The organism is Psychrobacter fjordensis (genome assembly GCF_904845995.1).
Taxonomy (GTDB): Bacteria; Pseudomonadota; Gammaproteobacteria; order Pseudomonadales; family Moraxellaceae; genus Psychrobacter; species Psychrobacter fjordensis.
Genome location: NZ_CAJGYP010000002.1, coordinates 185,712 through 205,848 on the forward strand (window position 1 = coordinate 185,712; position 20,137 = coordinate 205,848).

A 20,137-nucleotide genomic window follows, 5' to 3' on the forward strand; every position below is an offset into this window, starting at 1 on the left:
GCTAACCTCGACGCCAAGTATGGTATTTTTCTAGCCAGCTTAATATGCGCTGAGGAGCGTGGTCACGTTTCCATTCACCGGCCACATATTTGTTGCCTTCCGCCCAAGTCGGGTAGCTATGAATAGTACCAAGTATTTTGTTCAGTCCCAAGCCATGTTTCATCGCCAATACAAACTCAGCAATCAAGTCGCCGGCATGTTCAGATACGATGGTCACACCAAGTATTTTATCTTTCCCTTTAGGGGTAATGACTTTGATAAATCCTTTAGCAGCACTGTCAGTGATGGCACGGTCCAGCTCTTTAAACTCAAAGCGAGTAATCTCGTACTCAATACCTTTGTCTATCGCGTCTTGCTCATTTAAGCCCACACGAGCGACTTCTGGGTCAATAAACGTGGTCCACGGAATCACACGGTAGTCTACTTTGAACTTTTTCAGGTTACCAAATAAGCCGTTCACTGCGGCGTACCAACCCTGATGAGCTGCGACATGAGTAAACTGATAAGGACCTACGATATCACCTGCTGCAAAAATATTAGGATACAGCGTTTCTAAGTATTCGTTGGTGACGATGGTACGGTTGGTTTCGATACCTAAATCTTCAAGGCCATAACCAGTAAGGCGAGCGCTTCGACCAACGGCACATAATAGCTCATCGTACTCTATGTCGATTTCAGTATCATTGTGTTTAACGACAATGTACTTTTTGCCATCACGAGCTTCACAGCGTAGTGCTTGATGTGAGGTCAAAATGTTTACGCCGCTCTCAACCAACGCTTGGTGTGCAAAGGTAGACACTTCAAGATCTTCTTTGATCATGATGCGCTCACTCATCTCAATTTGAGTCACATTTGAGCCCAAGCGTGCAAAACTCTGCGCCAACTCACTACCGATAGGACCACCGCCCAGTACGACCAGCTTTTTAGGCGCTTCGTCTAGTTCTGCAAACTTGTTCCATATGGTATCACTGGTCACGTAGCCCGTTTCTTCAATACCAGGTAATGGCGGTACAAATGGGCGTGCGCCAGTCGCAATGACGATAGTACGCGCAGTTAGTTTTTGTGTGCCACCATCATTTAGGGCGATTTCTACCGTCCATGGATCGATGAGCTTGGCATAGCCTTTTACTACATCGACGCCCAAATCGGTATAACGCTCAACACTGTCATGCGGCGCAATCTCAGCCACGACATCATGTACACGTGCCATGACTTTTTTGAACGAGAACTGCGGTGATGCATTTTCAAGGCCGTAGTTTTCACCATGGCGAATTTGATCTGCGATTTTTGCACTTTTAATCACGGCTTTACTTGGGACACAACCATAGTTTAAGCAATCACCGCCCATTTCACCAGCTTCGATTAATGTCACTTTTGCTTTAACAGCAGCAGCAATATAGCTCGTTACCAAGCCGCCAGCACCCGCACCAATAACAATCATGTTGCGATCGAACTGTTTGGGCTTCGAGTAGTTTTTATAGACGCGACGTTTTTTAAACACGTTTAAGATTCCTTTAGCAATAAGCGGGAATATGCCCAATAAAGCGAACGATAAAATTAAATTGAGCGATAAAATACCTGACAAGCTTTCTATTTGCGCAAGTTGCGTACCCGCATTAACGAATACAAAAGTACCTGCCAACATACCTACTTGGCTTACCCAGTAGTAGGTCCATGACTTAATGGCGGTCACACCCATGAGTAAATTGATTAAAAAGAAGGGAAATACAGGGACTAAACGTAATGTGAATAAGTAAAAGCCACCTTCTTTTTCGACGCCAGCATCGATAGCGGCAAGGCGTTCAGGAAAGCGCTGTTTGATGGTATCGCGTAGTAAATAACGTGATGCTAAAAACGAAAGTGTCGCGCCAATACTTGAGGCAAATGAGGCAATGACTAAGCCCTGAAATAGACCAAATAAAGCACCAGATGCCAATGTCAGTATAGCAGCGCCAGGTAGCGAGAGGGCAGTAACAACGACGTATAGTAAAAAGAACCCACCGATAATAAGTAACGGTGATTCTGCTTTATAGTCGTTGAACTGCGCCATCGAGCCCTTTAAGCCCTCAAGCGTCAACAGTTGGTTGAGGTCAAAGTAGAAAAACCCCACTGCTAATAGCACTATTAACAGTATTAGAAATATTCTCTTAATCATGAAAGATTCGGCCTGATAGTAAAGCAAAGGTTTCATTCATAGTCATCTTTCTATAATTAAAACTATGATCAAAAAACTTTTGCTGTTTTAGTGATGGTGGCAATTACATTGAATTGTTGAATAATCTATTCGTTTACCTGCAATAAAACAGCTAAGTTGTTAGTTTTAATAATATATAGCTTAAGCCATTTTAGCTAGCATTTATATTATTGCACCAATTAACCTCTATAGCTTTGCTACGGCAACACCTGCATTTGACGTACCACCTGTACGGTCTACGCTTGGATTGCTGGTACTGAATTTATTTAGATTTGACCATAGTCAAACGATAGACTCTGTTTATATCTATGTCAAAGGAACAGTTTTGCCCACGGTGCGTTTGCCCAGTGTCAACGTATCCCAGTCTCTCATCAAGAAGAGAGTAATACATGCTGCCAGCATTGGCCATGCGGCAAAAAACAATAGGTTATCAAATGGTTCTAGATATAAAGCAAAGGTCGAAAAAGTTGAGCCTGCATGAGCCAGCAGCAAAATACCATAAGTCCAGGTTTTAAATAACCCGACGACAAACAGTATGATGAGTATCAACTGAACAGCGCCCATAACATAGAATATGGAATCACCCATATTTTCCATTCCATAAAACTTAGACATAACGCCTGCGGCATGGTCAGGATTGATAAATTTATCAAGCGTCCAAAATAAAAAGACTGTGAAGATACCAAGTCGAAGCAATAAGAGTGAAAGTGGCAGATGTTTTGGCATGAGAAATCTCTTTTTGAGAAATTTTGAAAGCCTTTTCAAAACTTCTTGATTAGGGTGCCGATATTGGCTTTTGTTATATGATTAGTAAAAGTCAAAATGTGTTCAATTCTTGAGTGATTGCTCAATTTCGAGCAAGCCTTAGCGCTAAATAGGTCAAGAAATCGCATTGTAGTTGTTATTGAATGGCTGTTCAAGTTCGCATCGCCATGTATGGCAGGGTTATGGCGATTTGTTACCTTTTTCAATAAAACCTGTAACGCTAGCTTAAAGGTGATTATTTTCTATACAATAAAAAACCCTTTGTAGAAGCAAGTATTCTACAAAGGGTGTCTAAGTTAACAAAGCAAGTATTATAAATACCAAGTGTTTACCACATCAAATCATCTGGAATCACATAGGCGGCATAAGGGTCATCTTCTGCCAGTACGTCTTCTGATGTATCGTTTGATACGACCATGAAGCCTTCCATTTTTGAGTCTATACGATCTGCTAACGGACGGGGAAGTAATGCATAGCCTTCTTCTAACCGCGCAATGACGACATGACCGGCGACAATTTGGTCATATAGTTTTTGGGTAATAGAGATTTTTTTGACTTTAGAGCCATCGACAAACTGATAGCTGACATCACCACTGATATCAGTGATTTGATGCTGCTTAATCATTTGGATAATATTGGCCTTGAGTGCCTTTTCTTCTAAAGCGCGTTGTTTTTCTTGATTGAGCTGCTGATCTTTTTCTAGTTTTTTTGCTTGTGCATCTGCCAATGCTTTTTTTGCTTCTAGACTTTCTGAGTCACCAGTACGCTTGGCATGCTGATTTTGCTTGCTGATTTTATTGGCTTTTTTGCTATCTACCAATCCCGCTTTGAGTAGTTGAGCCTGTAGGGCATTTTTTGCCATAGTTCCATCACCTAAATAACGATATTTAAATCATAAATGCTAAAAAATACATTGTAGCAAAATTTGTTAGGGCATGTTGTTAGACGATGACAAGACTTTGTTGATGCGGTAAAGCCATGCATTTTTAAATCTTGCGCAATGCTAAAGATAGCAGAATAAAGATTATTGTAGAGGCAGGCACACATCACTGGATGAAGTCAGCCAAATTGGTTACTATCAAAGTAATGGGAAGGATTCTCCCAGAGCATTTGGAATGAGCATTGGACGCTATATGGAACTAGGGCGTATCCTCAATTCAATCGATAGTCATCTAAATGGGATAAAAATGGCTAAATCTTGCCAAACGGCGTCAAATAGCTGACTAATATCTCGATATTATCTGCGCTATTTTCCTTGTTCGACTGCAATTTATCTCATTTCTATCACCATTTTTAAAATGAGGACACGCCCTAAATAATTAAAATTAAGGACATATTATGACAACATCACAGCACGTTTTAGCTTGTATTGATGGTTCAGCAGTGACTGAATCGGTTTGTGACTATGCAGCATGGTATGCCAGTAAGTTGAATTTACCTGTTGGCTTGTTGCATGTCAGTGAGGTTCCTGCATCGACCAGACGCGATCTGTCGGGCGCGATAGGGGTGAACAGTCGTCAGTTTTTGTTAGAGGAACTGACCCAGATGGATGAGCAAAGGGCGAAGGTGGTCAATAGTTATAGTAATGCCTTGGTTCAAGATGCAAAAAGCCACATCCAAAGTGATTTCGGTGATGTCGCTATCCGCATCTATCAACGCCGCGGCAAGCTGCTACCTGCCATTGAGCATTTTAAAACAGAAAATCGTGCCATTGTCATGGGTCGACGCGGAGAAGATCACAAAAACAGTCGTATCAATATCGGTAGTCAAATCGAAACAGTCGCCCGTGCATCCGATGTTCCTATATTGATTTGCTCAGAGACATTCAAAGCGCCAAGCTCGTACATGATCGCTTTTGATGGTAGCAAAACCGCTATCAAAGCAGCATGGATGGTTGCAAGAAGCCCAGTGCTAAAAGGGCTGCAAGGTCATATCGTCATGATAGGAAGCCACAATGATGCCGCTAAGCAGAGCTTGAGTGCCGCAGCAGCACAATTAGAAGCAGCTGGGTTTATTGTGGCCGCTCATCATTTGTCAGCGGCTGATGCGGTCAATGGTTTGTTGGCTTTTCAAACGGAAAATAACATCGATATCATGGTCGTGGGTGCTTACGGTCACTCTAAATTGCAGCAACTGTTTCTCGGTAGTACGACAACAGAGATTATTGCCAGTACATTGTCGCCAGTCATTTTAGTGCGATAAGTGCAATAAAGGTCGGGGCGTCTTATAAAACTGGTGCATTTGTTATCTATCTCTAATGATTCTTAAAAAATGATTGATAATTATGAATAAGGCTCAATAAATGATGCCAGATACTTTATAAGAGAGTATTTAGTTGCCTTGCACACTACTATTTTTGGACATAATCTTATGCTTATTAATGCAGATTTCTCTAGTCGCGCCGCACTTGCAGTTGAAGACCAACAATGGGTAAACTCACCGCAGAGTGGTGTAGAGCGTATCATGCTAGATCGCGTTGGCGAAGAGAAAGCCCGAGCCACCAGTCTGGTGCGTTACGCGCCTAATTCTTATTTTCCGCATCACTTGCATCCAGGTGGTGAAGAGATTTTGGTATTGTCAGGTACGTTTTCTGCAGATGACAAGCACTATCCAGCAGGCTGGTATTTGCGTAACCCACCGTCATCAGGTCACACCCCTTATAGTGACGAAGGTGCGGTGATCTTTGTGAAGCTCAGACAGATGCCGTCTGATGAAGACCGCTATGTTGCTATTGATACTCACGATGATGGCAATTGGACACGCCAAGGCAATCGTGATGTCTGTGCGCTTTTTTCTGATGATGGTGAGCAGGTGAGTTTGCAACGTCTCACAGCAGGCGACGTATTATTCGACGAAGATATCATTAGTGGTGTAGGTGCAGGCGGTGCAGAGTTACTGGTTGTAGAGGGCAGCCTATTAGATGGTGATAAGGTATATCAACGAGATAGTTGGATACGTCTACCAGTAGGTGAGCAGTCGAAAATAAAAGCAGGGTTAGAAGGCGCCACGGTATATGTTAAGAGAGGACATCTAATACAAGTGATTGGTCTGTGATTGGCAATTGACCAAGCCACCTGAATTTTCTGTCTTATTTTCTACCTTGGTGTTATAAATATGCACCCTATACTTTCATCTATCATTTGATAAAAACTGGCTATTATGACAATAGCCAGTTTTTTATGATTAGAAATTGGCTTTTACACTGACTGTTATTTGACGCTCGGGTCCCATCCAGCAGTTATTGCTGTCGTAACAGGAGCTAACATAGGTTTTATCAAACAGATTATTCACACTAGCACCGACAGTGAGCGTCGGGTTGACTTGATAGCTGCCGCCAATATCTACCAGTGTCACGCTTGGTAGCTCGTCTGAATTTTGTTTATCTATCTGCATAATTTTCTGCCTTATTTTCTACCTTGGTGTTGTAAATGTGCATCTTATACTTTCTATCATTTAATAAAAACTGGCTATTATTACAATAGCCAGTTTTTTGTGATTAAAAATTGGCCTTTAGACTGACTGTCATCTGGCGCTCTGGTCCCATCCAGCAGTTATTGATGTCATAACAAGAACCGACGTAGGTTTTATCAAAGAGGTTGTTGATACTGGCACCGACAGTGAGCATAGGATTAATTTTATAATTGCCACCGATATCTACCAATGTCACGCTTGGCAACTTATCTGAATTTTGTTTATCGATCTGCATGCCGCCTTCATAGCGAACACCCGCATTGAGCGTCAGCTTATCTGTGGCGTAGTAGTCTGTCCATAGCGTGGCTTTATGTTTCGCTGTTTGCGCTGGCGTGTTACCGACCACATCAGGGTTGAACTCATCTTCTGTAATCTCAGCATCGGTATAGCTGTAGCTCGCCGCGACATCCACCCAGTCATTGAGCATATGACTGCCGGATACTTCAAATCCTTTAGACGCAATCTCACCCGTTTGGGTTTGACTTCTATAGTTGACGTAATCTGACACCACGACATTTTGTTGTTTAATATCGAATACTGCCAGTGTTCCCTTGGTTCCGCCATCTGTCGAGAGATATTTAATACCGGCTTCTAGTTGGTCAGCCGTCGTAGGCTTAAATGGCTCATCGGTCACGAAGTTACTGCCAACGACTGGCTGGAACGATTGTGAGTAGCTCGCATAAGGCGATAGACCGTTATCGAAATCATAAATAGCAGCCAGACGACCACTGGTTTCTGACGCATCATTATTAATGGTTTTGTCGCTATACATCACACCCGCCGAGGCTTTGGTTTGATCGGTGATGCTCTTAAATTTATCATGTCGTAAGCCTGCAACCACTGTCCAGTCTTGCCATTTCATCTCATCTTGCACATAAAAACCAAGCTGGCTCTGTTCGATGTCTTCATATTGACTGTAGACATCTAATGGCAGCGTGTCGGTATTGATTTGAGAGAAATCAGGGTCAGACAAGTCAAGGTTTGGCGTACCATCCGCGCCAGCATCATAGTACGCGGCAGTGCTATCCGTCTCTTGATACTCGACACCAAATAATAAATTGTGCGAGGTATTGGCTGTATCGAATTTATAAGCCAACTGGTTGTCTGTGGTCCAGTTTTTCATGGTTTCATCAGTGGTATAGGCCACACGGTTCAATATCGTATCACTACCGCTGACAAACCCTCCACTATTATACATATTGCGTTGCTCTGCCTCAGCATCGGTATAGCGCAGTATGTGCTTAAAGGTTAGTTGGTCATTGATGTCCCAGTTTACGGTGACACTCGGCATAAACACTTCTTTGCTAAATTTATTCCATTCGTCACCCGCATAGGCATCGCTATCCAACTTGCCGTAACTGGCGTTATAGACAGTACCTACCGAAGGCAGTGGAGTAGAGGGCACCATGTCTGGATCATCTTGATAAAATAGATTAGCAAGTACGGACACATTGTCTGTCGCTTGCCATTCAAGCGATGGGTTGAGCAGGGTGCGCTCTTCTTCCGTGGTCTCCATCTGGCCGTCTTTTTTGCGTTTTAATGCCACAAAACGATAATTTAAGCTGTCTGTGAGCGTCCCGGTTGTATCGATGGCCACTTCTTTTAGGTTTTGAGTACCTAGTCGTAGCTGTACTTCAGTTTCTTGAGTGCTTTTGGGTGTCTTGGCAATTTGATTGACCATACCACCAGGGGCTGTATAACCATACAGGGAAGAGGCTGGCCCTTTCACGACTTCTACGGCTTCGGTTGCATAGATGTCTACTTGCGGCATGAGGTTCCAAGCACCATCGTAAGGCAGTCGCAATCCATCATAAAAATTCGATAAGGTCTTAAAGCCACGAACTCTGTACTCATCAAAGATAGATACCGTGCCGCGACTCTCAGAGCTAACACCGGGCTCATAGCGTAGGGCAGCGTTGACACTGTCAGCTTGGCGTTTTTGCAATAGGTCTTGATCGATTCTGGTATAGCTCATCGGTGCATCATCAGGGTCTAATGCGGTTTTTGTGCCTGTACTGCGGTAACTATCGGCATAGACAGTTATCGTATCTAAGGTCGTTGATGGTGTCGCTGTCTCAGAATTTTCTGTCTGGGTATTGCTTAGCGTGCCCTCAGTATCAGCTGACTCAGCATAAGCGATATGACTGATGCTCATTGCTAAGCCAATTTGTACTGCTATGGCCAGATGTTTTTTTTCGGATAGATTCAGAGGTTAAAAGAAGCCGCATCATATTTCCTGTTCAATAATATTCGTTGAATATGTTGGATTTAAATTTAGGAAGATAAATAACGGAAATAATAATAAAACTAATGATTATTGTTATCATTAAAAAGTTACAGTTAACGCTTTATAGAAATATTGGACGCGGTTCTAAATGGTTTAGTGCGGCTTCTTTACATTAATATTGTTGATATATGACTAGAGGGGTAGTGGTTTTTTCAGGAGTTTTCTCGTATGATGCAGCCGATATTACATTATGAATAGATTTATGTTGTTAATTGGGCAATCAGAGATTATCAAAGGTCGTATTTATGAACAGAGACAGCAGTCGGTCACCTAACACGCAGCGTTATTTTACGGTATGGCGCTGGCATTTCTATGCTGGCATGTTTGTCGCGCCTTTTTTGATTGTTTTGGCGGTCACCGCACTGGGTATGCTGTTTATGTCCAACACAGCAGGTAGAGATAACGATCGCTTAACTGTCACGACTCCAGAGTCGACTGTCCAAGCACCAGTGTCTATACAAGCCAAAAACGCGCTCGGTACTTTACCCGATAGCGCCCTGATCAAATATATTGCACCCCGTGACGCAGAGACGGTCGCTTTGTTTCAGGTGCAGTCAGAAGGCCAGACCAATATGGTGGCAGTGAACCCCTATACAGCTGATGTCGTCAATAGCGCACCTGCTAGCGGCGGTCTTTATGATACGTTTAATAATATCCATAGTGATTTGCTAATCGGTAAAGCAGGAGATTATCTGCTAGAAACGGCTGCCTCATTGACCATCTTGATGATTTTATCGGGTTGGTATCTCTGGTGGCAAAAACGCAAATCAGTGAAAGCCATGCTGATACCTAACGAGGTGGTAGCCAACAAGAAAAAACGCTCTTTTATCCGTACTATTCATGCGACATTGGGGAGTTGGATATCGATTCTGCTGCTGTTTTTCTGTATATCAGGTATGGCGTGGGCAGGTGTGTGGGGCGAAAGAATGGTACAAGCATGGAGTCAGTTTCCTGCAGGTAAATGGGGCGTGGCGCCTATGCCGGTATCAATTGATCATAGTCAACACAGCAACGCAATGCATGAGTCAATGGCTGCACCTCACGTCCACGGTGCGGCAGCGTCTGAAGCACATAGTGAAGCACCCACGCACGGCAGTGTCTTAAACTCGGGCGACACCAAGGAAGTTCCTTGGGTGCTTGAGCTGACGCCGATGCCAGTATCAGGTACGACGATGGGTAAGGATGGTATCGCACCTAACATACCTATCATGATTGATACGGTAGACCGCTACGCTCGTGAAATTGGGTTTGTAGGCCGTTATCAATTGAATCTACCACAGGGCAGTACAGGCGTCTGGACCATTAGCCAAGATTCAATGAGCTACGATATGAAAAGTCCGACAGCAGATCGCACGGTACATATCGATCGCTATTCGGGTAATGTCTTGGCTGATATTCATTTCGATGATTATAATACTTTTGGCAAATTTATGGCGGCTGGTATCGCGCTGCATATGGGTACGCTCGGATGGTGGAGCGTGCTGGCTAACGTGCTGTTTTGCTTATTTGTTATCGTAATTAGTGTGAGCGGCTATATCATGTGGTGGCAACGTCGCCCTAGCAATACCAATGAGAGTAATGGATTAAACCCGCCAGCAAGTGGTCAGCGTCTTTCTGTTTGGTGGCCGCTTGCTATTCCTTTACTGATAATCGCGATTATATTTCCAACCGCCATTATCGCAATCGTTGTTATCGCCTTATTGGACTTTTTGGTGATATCTCGTAGTGCTTTTTTGCAGAAACTATTAAAGTAAGCAAACGGCTTAGACAAGTTTTTGAGTGTCTAGATACTTTTGATTTATATACAGTCAAAGAACTCTAAAATGGATACAAGGCAGCCGACTGCAGATTGTACAAGTAGTACATCTAAGGAGGGTAACACCGTAGCGGTTTAGTATTTCACCGACTATAGCGATAGCGTGGTTCTTTCTACCATAATGGGGCGACTTATCATAAGTCGCCCCATTTTTTTTCGTGACCGTCTTCATCTATAACAAGTCATATTTATTGCAACATGGCGATTGCATCTGTACTGGCGCGCTGTCGTTCTTCGGCATTCAATTCAATCAATCGGCCTTCTTTCATCAATAATAAGCGGTCAGCGTGTTCAAAGTAGCTGTCGTCATGACTGATAATAAACAGCGTTTTGCCCAGTGCTTTTAGCTCAGGTATTAGCGTTTGATAGAACACACGGCGAAAAGCAGGGTCTTGGTCAGCTGCCCATTCATCAAGCAATAAGATGTCTTTTTGTTCAGCAACTGAGAGTAGCATGGCCAATCGTTTACGTTGACCTTGCGACAGCTTATCTGTAGAGAGCTGATGATCAGCCACACTTACTTTGTCTTGTAGATTGAGCTTATGCAGCCAGTCAGACACTAGGGCCGCATCAGGCTCATTGCCCCGATTGCCTATTAGTTGTTTAAACAGGTGCTGATCACTAAAAATAGCAGAAAACAGCTGTCTATAATCGGCATTATTCTCTGAATCGACGATGCCTTGGTCTACTTGTACAGAGCCTGTGGTAGGGGTGAAAATCCCCGTGATGATTTTGGCGAGGGTAGACTTACCGCTACCATTGGCGCCGATTAAGAACACCACATCGCCACGTCTCACGGTAAGATTGACCGACTTCAAGATATCATCAGGGTTATTTGCGTCACCAGCTAGATTTTGTGTCTGCGTATTGATACCACCATAGCGATAACCAACGTCAGTCAGTGAGATAGAGTGCCAGTCTTTTGCCACGTGGTCAGTCATAAATGCTGCTTGATAGTCAGCCAGCTCTAGAGACTGTATTTTGTCTAGTGCCACTTGGGCAGTTTGTAGGGTGGGATACGCACCAACTGCATGCAGAATGGGTGACTGCATAAATAGAATCGTTAGGGAGAACGTGGTGGCGACACCCATCGGTATATTCAGATAATTCGATACCGCAAACACCACACCAATCGAGGCAAACATCATGATATTGGACCAGTTTACCGCAGATAAGTGAAAGGTGTCAGATTTTATGACGGTTTGTTGGTACGACTTAGCATGAGACAAAAAGTCGTCTGAATATAACTTTTCAGCGCGGTACTGATTGAGCGCAAGCTCCTTACGGCCTTCTATAATAGATTGATAATCTTGGTATAAAAAATCATTAATCGCTCTGAGTTTTATCAAATGAGTATAGACGTGCTTGACTAAAATGGTGCTTATCCAGATTGTCATGACAATCCAAAACATGATGATAAACAATAGCGGTAATGACAGCCATCCTAAATAAAGGGCAACCCCCGCAGATAAAATGACGCCTTGAACCAACTCTGGCATGCGTACAAATGCAGTCGTAATAGACTGGATATCTGAAGATAAGCTGGCAATTAAGCGCGCACTACCCAAGTGATCTATCTGCGGCACTTTGGTATCTATAATTTGTTTGACCAGTTTTGTTCTGAGCTCGTACACAAACTGATGGCCCAGACGTGTCAACGCGTACTGTGATAAAAAAGTAGTGACTAATAGTAGTGCAATCAAGGCAGCAAAATAGCCTAAGCTGAGCAATGATAAAGTATCAAAGACAGGTTGACTGATAAAGGTATGATTTATATAAGCAATGATGCCCACACTGACAGCCGCATTTACCAAATTAAGCAGAATAACTTTGAGAAAAGGCAGGCGATAATGCGCCCAAATCATATTATACAAAGAAGTGGTAGTGCGTGAAGACATAATGGCTCGTTATGATAATAGTCGTATGTGTGATGGCAGAAAAAGATTGTTAGGCAAAGCCTGATTTTTGTATAAGTAGGGCTCAATCAGTGCGGCTTATAACTTGAGGGTTGCTGACATTACTTACCATACCTTTATGAATGATATTCGGCGGTATCTTATCAAGACAGCAGAAGATATATAGATATGCGTGGAATAGAAGAAGGTAGGCAAGACAAGTCAGATGAACTTTAGATGTTATTGATAACCATTAATATTTACAATATTGTGACGTCAATCTGTATATGTGTCAACGTGTTTGTGACCGTAAGAGGGAGTGCCGAATAATGTATTACCCAGTTTCAAATGATACGGAGAAAATGATAGAACACAAGCTCGATTGATTTCATCGTATCGATAGGAATTTATGATGGTTAAGAATAGGTAAAACGGTAGTATGAAATCCAAGGTAGCAGTGGTCAAAAAGATAGTAGATAACAATGTAATATATTAAAGACCGCTCGACAGCTAGGGATAGTCATTCCACTATAAAGGTATTGCTGCGTTAACCTCGCTTGAAGTATCACATATACACTTGGTTGCCTTGTACTACTTTTAAATTGAATCGACTATATGATCGGGTTAGTTTTATTTAACCAGCAAAAAATCGAATCAAGATAAGCCGATCGGTACAGAGTGATATAAATATGAGATCATGAGAAAAATTAAAGTAAGTATACTGTTCAAAGGGTAATTAAAACCCTTAAAGAAGAACAAAAGCTATTAAGTGAAGAAAATAAGACGATGGACTATCTTGTATTGATGTTAAGGTAAGATGAGCGCTAAGAGTGTGGTGAGATAAAGTCTTAGGAACTCTTAAAAGATAAGAGCGTACAATAGATTTAGCTTGATTTTTGTCGTTAGATTATTGGATATGTTCTTCTAAATTAATGACTACGAAATTGACAGCAGACATTCATACTTAATGGTAACTGGTCATAAAATATATGCCGTTTATCGTGTTTGGATTTGATTTTTTTGACAGGGGTAAACCATATAGGTTATATCTACAACTGTATAATTTTTATAGAGCCTGATGGAACAGAAGTTGGTTGTTATTTATATGGTATTTCTATTGGGTGATCCGTCAAACACCTAGTTTTTTGCAGCATTTGAAGGTTGCTCTGCCAAGTTAAAGGCTATCAAAAAGTTATCAAGGACTATATTCGTAGTATACGATATATCTTTTATACAGAAATTAATTCAAAAACTCAATATATTTAACCAATATTAGCTTAATAAACGGTTACTCAGGAAATTATCATGGGCAAAGTATTCAAAAAAATCATCGTTGAAGTGGCACTAGTAACCACGCTATTGGGGGTGACTGCCTGTGCGACCACAACGGCTAACAGCCGTATCGGTAATGATGGAGATACTCGCCGTGTTGATAATGTTGTATGGAATAATCAAGTTGACAGTGATATCAGTGCTGTATTAGCGAAACAAGTTGCGAGTGATGAAGCTCGACTGATATTTGTGCGCAAAAATGATGATGATCCTGAGCAAACCAGTGCCAATATTGCGATCAATAATAGATTTCAAGTCAGTTTGCATGCAGGCAATTATACAGCGGTCAATTCTTGTGTGGGCACAAACCAACTAAGTGCTCATGCAACTGGTTTTAAAGATAATGATTTGTTGGCGGAGCAGAAAGATTACCAATTAGTTGGTGGTCAAACATACTTTTTTTATGTAGATATGGATGAAAATGGCCAAGGTCTGCTAAATCAAATAACGACAGATAGCGCATTACCATTGCTAAGAAATAAGCGTTATCAAACGCATCAAATCAGTCGAGTCGTTCCTAACTGTCCTGCACCCGTAATTGCTACTACACCGTCAGTAACGCTGCCACCAGTCGTGGAGCAACCTGCCATATTGGCTGAAAAGGTGACAATTGATCTTGAAGTATTGTTTGAGACTGATAAAGCGGTCGTACGACCCGAATACTATACAAAAATAGCTGAACTAGCGGACTTTATGGCGCAATACCCAAATACAATAGCGACCATTGAGGGTCATACTGACAGTCGCGGTAGTGATAGCTATAACCAAGTTTTATCACAGCACCGAGTAAATGCTGTCAAAGAGAGTTTGATTTCGAAATTTGACATCGACGCTGAGCGTCTAAGTGCTATTGGTTATGGAGAGACACAGCCAAGAGCTAGTAACGATACTGTAGAGGGCCGTCAGCTCAACCGCCGTGTGGTCGCAGTTGTAGAAGAAGGTGTGCGTCATTGATAATTTTATTGTCCTTTGGTAACTGAAGTTGCCTGATATAAAAACAATTTAGCTGAAATATTTAAAATTAAAGGTAAAAAAATGAATACTATTATTATTAAAATTAATGACGCCGCTCAAACTATCAGCCAAGTATCTGTTATTACTAAAGATGGTATACCAACAGTTATTACTGCCACCGACAACGTCAACTATGAGTTTTTTGACACAGCTATTGGCCATGCTCCTAACCATATTATTACTAAGCGCCTAAAAAACGACTTGCATGTCTCATTCGAAGAAGAAGGGGTAGACAGCGATCTGATTATAGAAGGCTTCTACGATAATCCAGACAGTGCTTTAGTCGGTATTGCTGAAGATGGCGAGTACTATTACTACATTCCTGATACTGGCGAAACCTACGATTATGTGACTCAACTAGAAGTCGGTGATGTAGAAGGACAGGCGCTTGGCGGTGAAGAGTATATTGCAGCGGCCATACCTTGGTGGATACCTGCCGCGGCTGGATTGGGACTGGTTGGTTTGATTGCTGGTCTCGCTAGTGATGATAATGATAATAACGATAACGATAACGATAACGATAATGCTCCTATTGCTGAAGATGACACTGTATTGGGTGAAACAGGTCAGCCAATCACTATCGATGTCGTGGCAAATGATAGTGATTCTGAAAATGACTTAGATCCAACGACCGTCAAATTAATCGACCCTGTTACAGGCAATGAATTCACCAGCTTAGTGGTAGATGGTGAAGGTACTTGGCAAGTTGATCCTATGACAGGAGAGGTTAGCTTTACACCAGAGTCAGGTTTTACCGCTGATCCAACACCAATTGACTACGTAGTATCTGACACCAATGGCTTGCAGTCGAACCAAGCGACCATCGTTATTGACTATCCACAAACTGCTCCTATTGCTGAAGATGACACTGTCTTAGGTGAAACAGGTCAACCAATCACCATCGATGTCGTGGCAAATGATAGTGATTCTGAAAATGACTTAGATCCAACGACCGTCAAATTAATCGACCCTGTTACAGGCAATGAATTCACCAGCTTAGTGGTAGATGGTGAAGGTACTTGGCAAGTTGATCCTATGACAGGAGAGGTTAGCTTTACACCAGAGTCAGGTTTTACCGCTGATCCAACACCAATTGACTACGTAGTATCTGACACCAATGGCTTGCAGTCGAACCAAGCGACCATCGTTATTGACTATCCACAAACTGCTCCTATTGCTGAAGATGACACTGTCTTAGGTGAAACAGGTCAACCAATCACCATCGATGTCGTGGCAAATGATAGTGATTCTGAAAATGACTTAGATCCAACGACCGTCAAATTAATCGACCCTGTTACAGGCAATGAATTCACCAGCTTAGTGGTAGATGGTGAAGGTACTTGGCAAGTTGACCCCGCGACAGGAGAGATTAGCTTTACACCAGAGTCGGGGTTTATCACTGATCCAACACCAGTTGACTATGTAGTATCTGACACCAATGGCTTGCAGTCGAATCAAGCGACTATCACCGCAGACTATCCATTAATAGTTAGTATCACAGGCACCGAGAGCTTGAGCGAAACGACTGTTGATGGCAGCTCGAATGAAGCAACCTATACGATTAATCTTAGCAAACCAAGCAATGAAGACACTGTGGTCGCTGTTACGATTGGTGGCGGTAGCACTGAAGGTAGTGAGGACTATACAGCACCTATAACTCAAACAGTCACTATCCCAGCAGGTCAAACGTCAGTGAATGTCACTGTACCGATCACGGATGACAATTTGTTTGAAGGCCCAGAAGACTTTATAGTTACGGTAACTGAAGTCATATCCGGTACAGCCTCTGTTGGACCAGATATTAATAGTGTCACAACTACCATTTATGATAATGGTACTACTGACGGTAGCACACCAGTTGATCCTACTGATCTATCGGTAGGTAATGACACCCCAGTTGTGAGCATTAGTGGTACTAAAACCTTGAGTGAAACGGCTGCTGATGGCAGTGCAAATGAAGCGACTTATACCGTTAGCTTAAGTAATCCGAGCACTGAAGATACGATCGTTACTGTTATTATTAGTGATGGCAGTACTGAAGGGTCAGCTGATTACACAACGCCTGTGACACAAGATATTACTATCCCAGCAGGACAAACCTCAGTGGATGTCACTGTACCAATCACTGATGACAATGTGTTTGAAGGCCCAGAAAACTTTACCGTTAAGGTCGTTGCAGTCACATCAGGAACAGCAACTATTAGTACTGACGATGACACCGTAAGTACGACCATCTATGATGATGGCACTACTGACGGCAGTACACCTGTGGATCCTAATAATCCAGCTTTGGGTGGCGACAAACCAGTGGTTGATATCGCAGCGACTAAAGCGGAAGCCATTGAAGGTGTTAGTAATGGTTTGGTATTTGAAGTATCTCAGAACAACTTAAGCGAATTTCCTACGACTGTAGATGTCAAGTTAGCGGATAGCACAATAGAAGCGGCTGATATTGCATCAATCAGCTATACCGATATTAATGGTAAGGTTATATTTTTAGATAATGTAACAGATATTCAGACATTCCTCGATGAAGGTATTCAGGTCACAATCCCAGCGGGCAGCACGTCTGCACCAGCCATTACCTTTACTGTAGTTGATGACTTGGTTTATGAACAATCAGAAAGTTTGGTGCTTGAGATCAGCAATCCGCTCAATGCCGCCATTGGCACCGCCACCGACAGCGCCACCATCTTCGATGAAGACGCGACAGACGGCACCGTAAACGAGGGCGACAAACCGACCGTCACAGTTGGCGACGCCAGTGCCATCGAGGGCGATACCCTCGTGCACAGTGTCACCGTCAATGGCGTCACCGAAGCCGACGTCACCTATGACTTTGATTTAACGGATGGCAGTGCAACCGCTGGTGATTACAGTAGCGACCCTGCTGATCTCCTCTTTAGCAACGGTGTCACCTATGATCCAGTAGCGGGCACCATCACCGTTCCTGCTGGGGTCACCGACTTTACCGTTAGCTATCCTGCATTGAACGACGCCATCTTAGAGAACGATGAAACCACCACGCTTGAGATTGGCGGCGTGATAGGGACTGGCACCATTAATGATGCTGGTGACGCCATTCCTGTCGTGAACATTGAAGCGACGACCGACAGCGCCACCGAAGGTGTAGGCGACAGCATCGTCTTTGCCATCAGCCAAACAGGGGCGACGGACAAAGACAGCAACGTCACCGCCACCTTAAACCTTGGCGACATTGATGCCAGTGACATCGACAGCATCACCTTTACGGATGCCAATGGCACGCAAACCATCAGCGTGGCGGACGCCATTGCTGGGGTTAGTGTGAGCATTCCAGCGGGTAGCAGCATCCTGCCAACCTTTACCATCACCCCAAATGACGATGCCATCTATGAGGTCTCAGAAGCGCTGAGCATGAGCATCAGTAATGCGCTGAATGCCGCCATTGGCGACCGCCACCGACAGCGCCACCATCTTCGATGAAGACGCGACAGACGGCACCGTAAACGAGGGCGACAAACCGACCGTCACAGTTGGCGACGCCAGTGCCATCGAGGGCGATACCCTCGTGCACAGTGTCACCGTCAATGGCGTCACCGAAGCCGACGTCACCTATGACTTTGACTTGGCGGGTAATAGCGCCACAGAGGTGACCGACTTTACCAACGTCCCAGTCTTTAGTGATGGCGTCACTTATGACGCTGCCACCCGGCACCATCACCGTTCCTGCTGGGGTCACTGACTTTACCGTCAGCTATCCGGCATTGAACGACGCCATCTTAGAGAACGATGAAACCACCACGCTTGAGATTGGCGGCGTGATAGGGACTTAAGACCATTAATGATGCTGGTGACGCCATTCCTGTCGTGAACATTGAAGCGACGACCGACAGCGCCACCGAAGGTGTAGGCGACAGCATCGTCTTTGCCATCAGCCAAACAGGGGCAACCGATAAAGATAGCAACGTCACCGCTACCTTAAACCTTGGCGACATTGATGCCAGTGACATTGACAGCATCACCTTTACGGATGCCAATGGCACGCAAACCATCAGCGTGGCTGACGCCATTGCTGGGGTTAGCGTGAGCATCCCAGCGGGTAGCAGCATCCTGCCAACCTTTACCATCACCCCAAATGACGATGCCATCTATGAGGTCTCAGAAGCGCTGAGCATGAGCATCAGCAATGCGATCAACGCCAGCATTGGCGACCGCCACCGACAGCGCCACCATCTTCGATGAAGACGCGACAGACGGCACCGTAAACGAGGGCGACAAACCGACCGTCACAGTTGGCGACGCCAGTGCCATCGAGGGCGATACCCTCGTGCACAGTGTCACCGTCAATGGCGTCACCGAAGCCGACGTCACCTATGACTTTGATTTAACGGATGGCAGTGCAACCGCTGGTGATTACAGTAGCGACCCTGCTGATCTCCTCTTTAGCAACGGTGTCACCTATGATCCAGTAGCGGGCACCATCACCGTTCCTGCTGGGGTCACCGACTTTACCGTTAGCTATCCTGCATTGAACGACGCCATCTTAGAGAACGATGAAACCACCACGCTTGAGATTGGCGGCGTGATAGGGACTTAAGACCATTAATGATGCTGGTGACGCCATTCCTGTCGTGAACATTGAAGCGACGACCGACAGCGCCACCGAAGGTGTAGGCGACAGCATCGTCTTTGCCATCAGCCAAACAGGGGCAACCGATAAAGACAGCAACGTCACCGCCACCTTAAACCTTGGCGACATTGATGCCAGTGACATCGACAGCATCACCTTTACGGATGCCAATGGCACGCAAACCATCAGCGTGGCGGACGCCATTGCTGGGGTTAGTGTGAGCATTCCAGCGGGTAGCAGCATCCTGCCAACCTTTACCATCACCCCAAATGACGATGCCATCTATGAGGTCTCAGAAGCGCTGAGCATGAGCATCAGTAATGCGCTGAATGCCAGCATTGGCACCGCCACCGACAGCGCCACCATCTTCGATGAAGACGCGACAGACGGCACCGTAAACGAGGGCGACAAACCGACCGTCACAGTTGGCGACGCCAGTGCCATCGAGGGCGATACCCTCGTGCACAGTGTCACCGTCAATGGCGTCACCGAAGCCGACGTCACCTATGACTTTGATTTAACGGATGGCAGTGCAACCGCTGGTGATTACAGTAGCGACCCTGCTGATCTCCTCTTTAGCAACGGTGTCACCTATGATCCAGTAGCGGGCACCATCACCGTTCCTGCTGGGGTCACCGACTTTACCGTTAGCTATCCTGCATTGAACGACGCCATCTTAGAGAACGATGAAACCACCACGCTTGAGATTGGCGGCGTGATAGGGACTTAACACCATTAATGATGCTGGTGA

General features: G+C 44.2%; 16 protein-coding genes. 9 read left to right on the top strand and 7 right to left on the bottom strand.

Annotation, left to right across the window (positions count from 1 at the left end; genetic code table 11):
- Position 1: 1 nt before the first annotated feature.
- The 3 genes from JMW61_RS09440 to JMW61_RS09450 form a co-directional block, all read right to left on the bottom strand.
- Positions 2 to 2,155, bottom strand: coding sequence for an FAD-dependent oxidoreductase (locus JMW61_RS09440; protein ID WP_201550769.1), 2,154 nt, complete (start codon positions 2,153 to 2,155; stop codon positions 2 to 4).
- 345 nt (positions 2,156 to 2,500) lie between these two features.
- Positions 2,501 to 2,920: a hypothetical protein gene (locus tag JMW61_RS09445; RefSeq protein WP_201550772.1), complete on the bottom strand. Its 420-nt coding sequence runs from the start codon at positions 2,918 to 2,920 to the stop codon at positions 2,501 to 2,503.
- Between the two features lie 367 nt (positions 2,921 to 3,287).
- Entirely contained in the window at positions 3,288 to 3,821 is a 534-nt protein-coding gene (locus tag JMW61_RS09450; RefSeq protein WP_110922836.1) for a DUF2058 domain-containing protein, read from the bottom strand.
- 476 nt (positions 3,822 to 4,297) lie between these two features.
- On the opposite strand from JMW61_RS09450, the gene JMW61_RS09455 reads away from it, so the two are divergent.
- Positions 4,298 to 5,161: a universal stress protein gene (locus JMW61_RS09455; protein WP_197135236.1), complete on the top strand. Its 864-nt coding sequence runs from the start codon at positions 4,298 to 4,300 to the stop codon at positions 5,159 to 5,161.
- A 168-nt stretch (positions 5,162 to 5,329) separates the two neighbouring features.
- Positions 5,330 to 6,013 (top strand): cupin domain-containing protein, encoded by a 684-nt coding sequence (locus JMW61_RS09460; RefSeq protein ID WP_197135235.1) that lies wholly within the window; start codon positions 5,330 to 5,332, stop codon positions 6,011 to 6,013.
- Positions 6,014 to 6,142: 129 nt separating this feature from the next.
- Here the strand turns inward: JMW61_RS09460 and JMW61_RS09465 are convergent, their stop codons facing one another.
- Both JMW61_RS09465 and JMW61_RS09470 read right to left on the bottom strand, forming a co-directional pair.
- Positions 6,143 to 6,352 carry a TonB-dependent receptor gene (locus tag JMW61_RS09465; RefSeq protein ID WP_197135234.1) on the bottom strand — a complete coding sequence of 70 codons (210 nt, stop codon included), beginning with the start codon at positions 6,350 to 6,352 and terminating at the stop codon, positions 6,143 to 6,145.
- Between the two features lie 103 nt (positions 6,353 to 6,455).
- Entirely contained in the window at positions 6,456 to 8,585 is a 2,130-nt protein-coding gene (locus tag JMW61_RS09470) for a TonB-dependent siderophore receptor (RefSeq protein ID WP_227687435.1), read from the bottom strand.
- Positions 8,586 to 8,962: 377 nt separating this feature from the next.
- Here JMW61_RS09470 and JMW61_RS09475 point away from each other — a divergent pair, with 377 nt between their 5' ends.
- Complete coding sequence (locus JMW61_RS09475; RefSeq protein WP_201550774.1) at positions 8,963 to 10,471, top strand: PepSY-associated TM helix domain-containing protein; 1,509 nt, start codon at positions 8,963 to 8,965, stop codon at positions 10,469 to 10,471.
- A gap of 250 nt (positions 10,472 to 10,721) precedes the next feature.
- Here JMW61_RS09475 and JMW61_RS09480 read toward each other — a convergent pair whose 3' ends face one another.
- Positions 10,722 to 12,431, bottom strand: a complete 1,710-nt coding sequence (locus JMW61_RS09480; protein ID WP_201550776.1) for a multidrug ABC transporter permease/ATP-binding protein — start codon at positions 12,429 to 12,431, stop codon at positions 10,722 to 10,724.
- A gap of 1,302 nt (positions 12,432 to 13,733) precedes the next feature.
- On the opposite strand from JMW61_RS09480, the gene JMW61_RS09485 reads away from it, so the two are divergent.
- Both JMW61_RS09485 and JMW61_RS09490 read left to right on the top strand, forming a co-directional pair.
- Entirely contained in the window at positions 13,734 to 14,714 is a 981-nt protein-coding gene (locus JMW61_RS09485; RefSeq protein ID WP_110922842.1) for an OmpA family protein, read from the top strand.
- An 81-nt stretch (positions 14,715 to 14,795) separates the two neighbouring features.
- Positions 14,796 to 18,239: an Ig-like domain-containing protein gene (locus JMW61_RS09490; RefSeq protein ID WP_201550778.1), complete on the top strand. Its 3,444-nt coding sequence runs from the start codon at positions 14,796 to 14,798 to the stop codon at positions 18,237 to 18,239.
- Here JMW61_RS09490 and JMW61_RS09495 read toward each other — a convergent pair.
- Positions 18,178 to 18,474: a hypothetical protein gene (locus JMW61_RS09495; RefSeq protein ID WP_201550780.1), complete on the bottom strand. Its 297-nt coding sequence runs from the start codon at positions 18,472 to 18,474 to the stop codon at positions 18,178 to 18,180. The two genes, JMW61_RS09490 and JMW61_RS09495, sit on opposite strands and share 62 nt — an antisense overlap.
- Here JMW61_RS09495 and JMW61_RS09500 point away from each other — a divergent pair.
- From JMW61_RS09500 to JMW61_RS09515, 4 genes are read left to right on the top strand one after another with little or no spacing between them, the layout of a single operon-like run.
- Entirely contained in the window at positions 18,452 to 18,589 is a 138-nt protein-coding gene (locus tag JMW61_RS09500; protein ID WP_201550782.1) for a hypothetical protein, read from the top strand. The two genes, JMW61_RS09495 and JMW61_RS09500, sit on opposite strands and share 23 nt — an antisense overlap.
- Positions 18,590 to 18,623: 34 nt before the next feature.
- Entirely contained in the window at positions 18,624 to 18,998 is a 375-nt protein-coding gene (locus JMW61_RS09505; RefSeq protein WP_201550788.1) for a hypothetical protein, read from the top strand.
- Positions 18,943 to 19,353 (top strand): Calx-beta domain-containing protein, encoded by a 411-nt coding sequence (locus JMW61_RS09510; protein ID WP_201550794.1) that lies wholly within the window; start codon positions 18,943 to 18,945, stop codon positions 19,351 to 19,353. Before JMW61_RS09505 ends, JMW61_RS09510 begins: the two co-directional genes overlap by 56 nt.
- A gap of 34 nt (positions 19,354 to 19,387) precedes the next feature.
- Entirely contained in the window at positions 19,388 to 20,116 is a 729-nt protein-coding gene (locus JMW61_RS09515) for a Calx-beta domain-containing protein (protein WP_201550796.1), read from the top strand.
- Positions 20,117 to 20,137 lie beyond the last annotated feature (21 nt).

Coding starts and splice junctions, on each gene's coding strand:
- JMW61_RS09440 (WP_201550769.1), bottom strand. CDS start 2,155: ATGATTAAGAGAATATTTCTAATACTGTTAATAGTGCTATTAGCAGTG.
- JMW61_RS09445 (WP_201550772.1), bottom strand. CDS start 2,920: ATGCCAAAACATCTGCCACTTTCACTCTTATTGCTTCGACTTGGTATC.
- JMW61_RS09450 (WP_110922836.1), bottom strand. CDS start 3,821: ATGGCAAAAAATGCCCTACAGGCTCAACTACTCAAAGCGGGATTGGTA.
- JMW61_RS09455 (WP_197135236.1), top strand. CDS start 4,298: ATGACAACATCACAGCACGTTTTAGCTTGTATTGATGGTTCAGCAGTG.
- JMW61_RS09460 (WP_197135235.1), top strand. CDS start 5,330: ATGCTTATTAATGCAGATTTCTCTAGTCGCGCCGCACTTGCAGTTGAA.
- JMW61_RS09465 (WP_197135234.1), bottom strand. CDS start 6,352: ATGCAGATAGATAAACAAAATTCAGACGAGCTACCAAGCGTGACACTG.
- JMW61_RS09470 (WP_227687435.1), bottom strand. CDS start 8,585: ATGAGCATCAGTCATATCGCTTATGCTGAGTCAGCTGATACTGAGGGC.
- JMW61_RS09475 (WP_201550774.1), top strand. CDS start 8,963: ATGAACAGAGACAGCAGTCGGTCACCTAACACGCAGCGTTATTTTACG.
- JMW61_RS09480 (WP_201550776.1), bottom strand. CDS start 12,431: ATGTCTTCACGCACTACCACTTCTTTGTATAATATGATTTGGGCGCAT.
- JMW61_RS09485 (WP_110922842.1), top strand. CDS start 13,734: ATGGGCAAAGTATTCAAAAAAATCATCGTTGAAGTGGCACTAGTAACC.
- JMW61_RS09490 (WP_201550778.1), top strand. CDS start 14,796: ATGAATACTATTATTATTAAAATTAATGACGCCGCTCAAACTATCAGC.
- JMW61_RS09500 (WP_201550782.1), top strand. CDS start 18,452: ATGACGCTGCCACCCGGCACCATCACCGTTCCTGCTGGGGTCACTGAC.
- JMW61_RS09495 (WP_201550780.1), bottom strand. CDS start 18,474: ATGGTGCCGGGTGGCAGCGTCATAAGTGACGCCATCACTAAAGACTGG.
- JMW61_RS09510 (WP_201550794.1), top strand. CDS start 18,943: ATGCGATCAACGCCAGCATTGGCGACCGCCACCGACAGCGCCACCATC.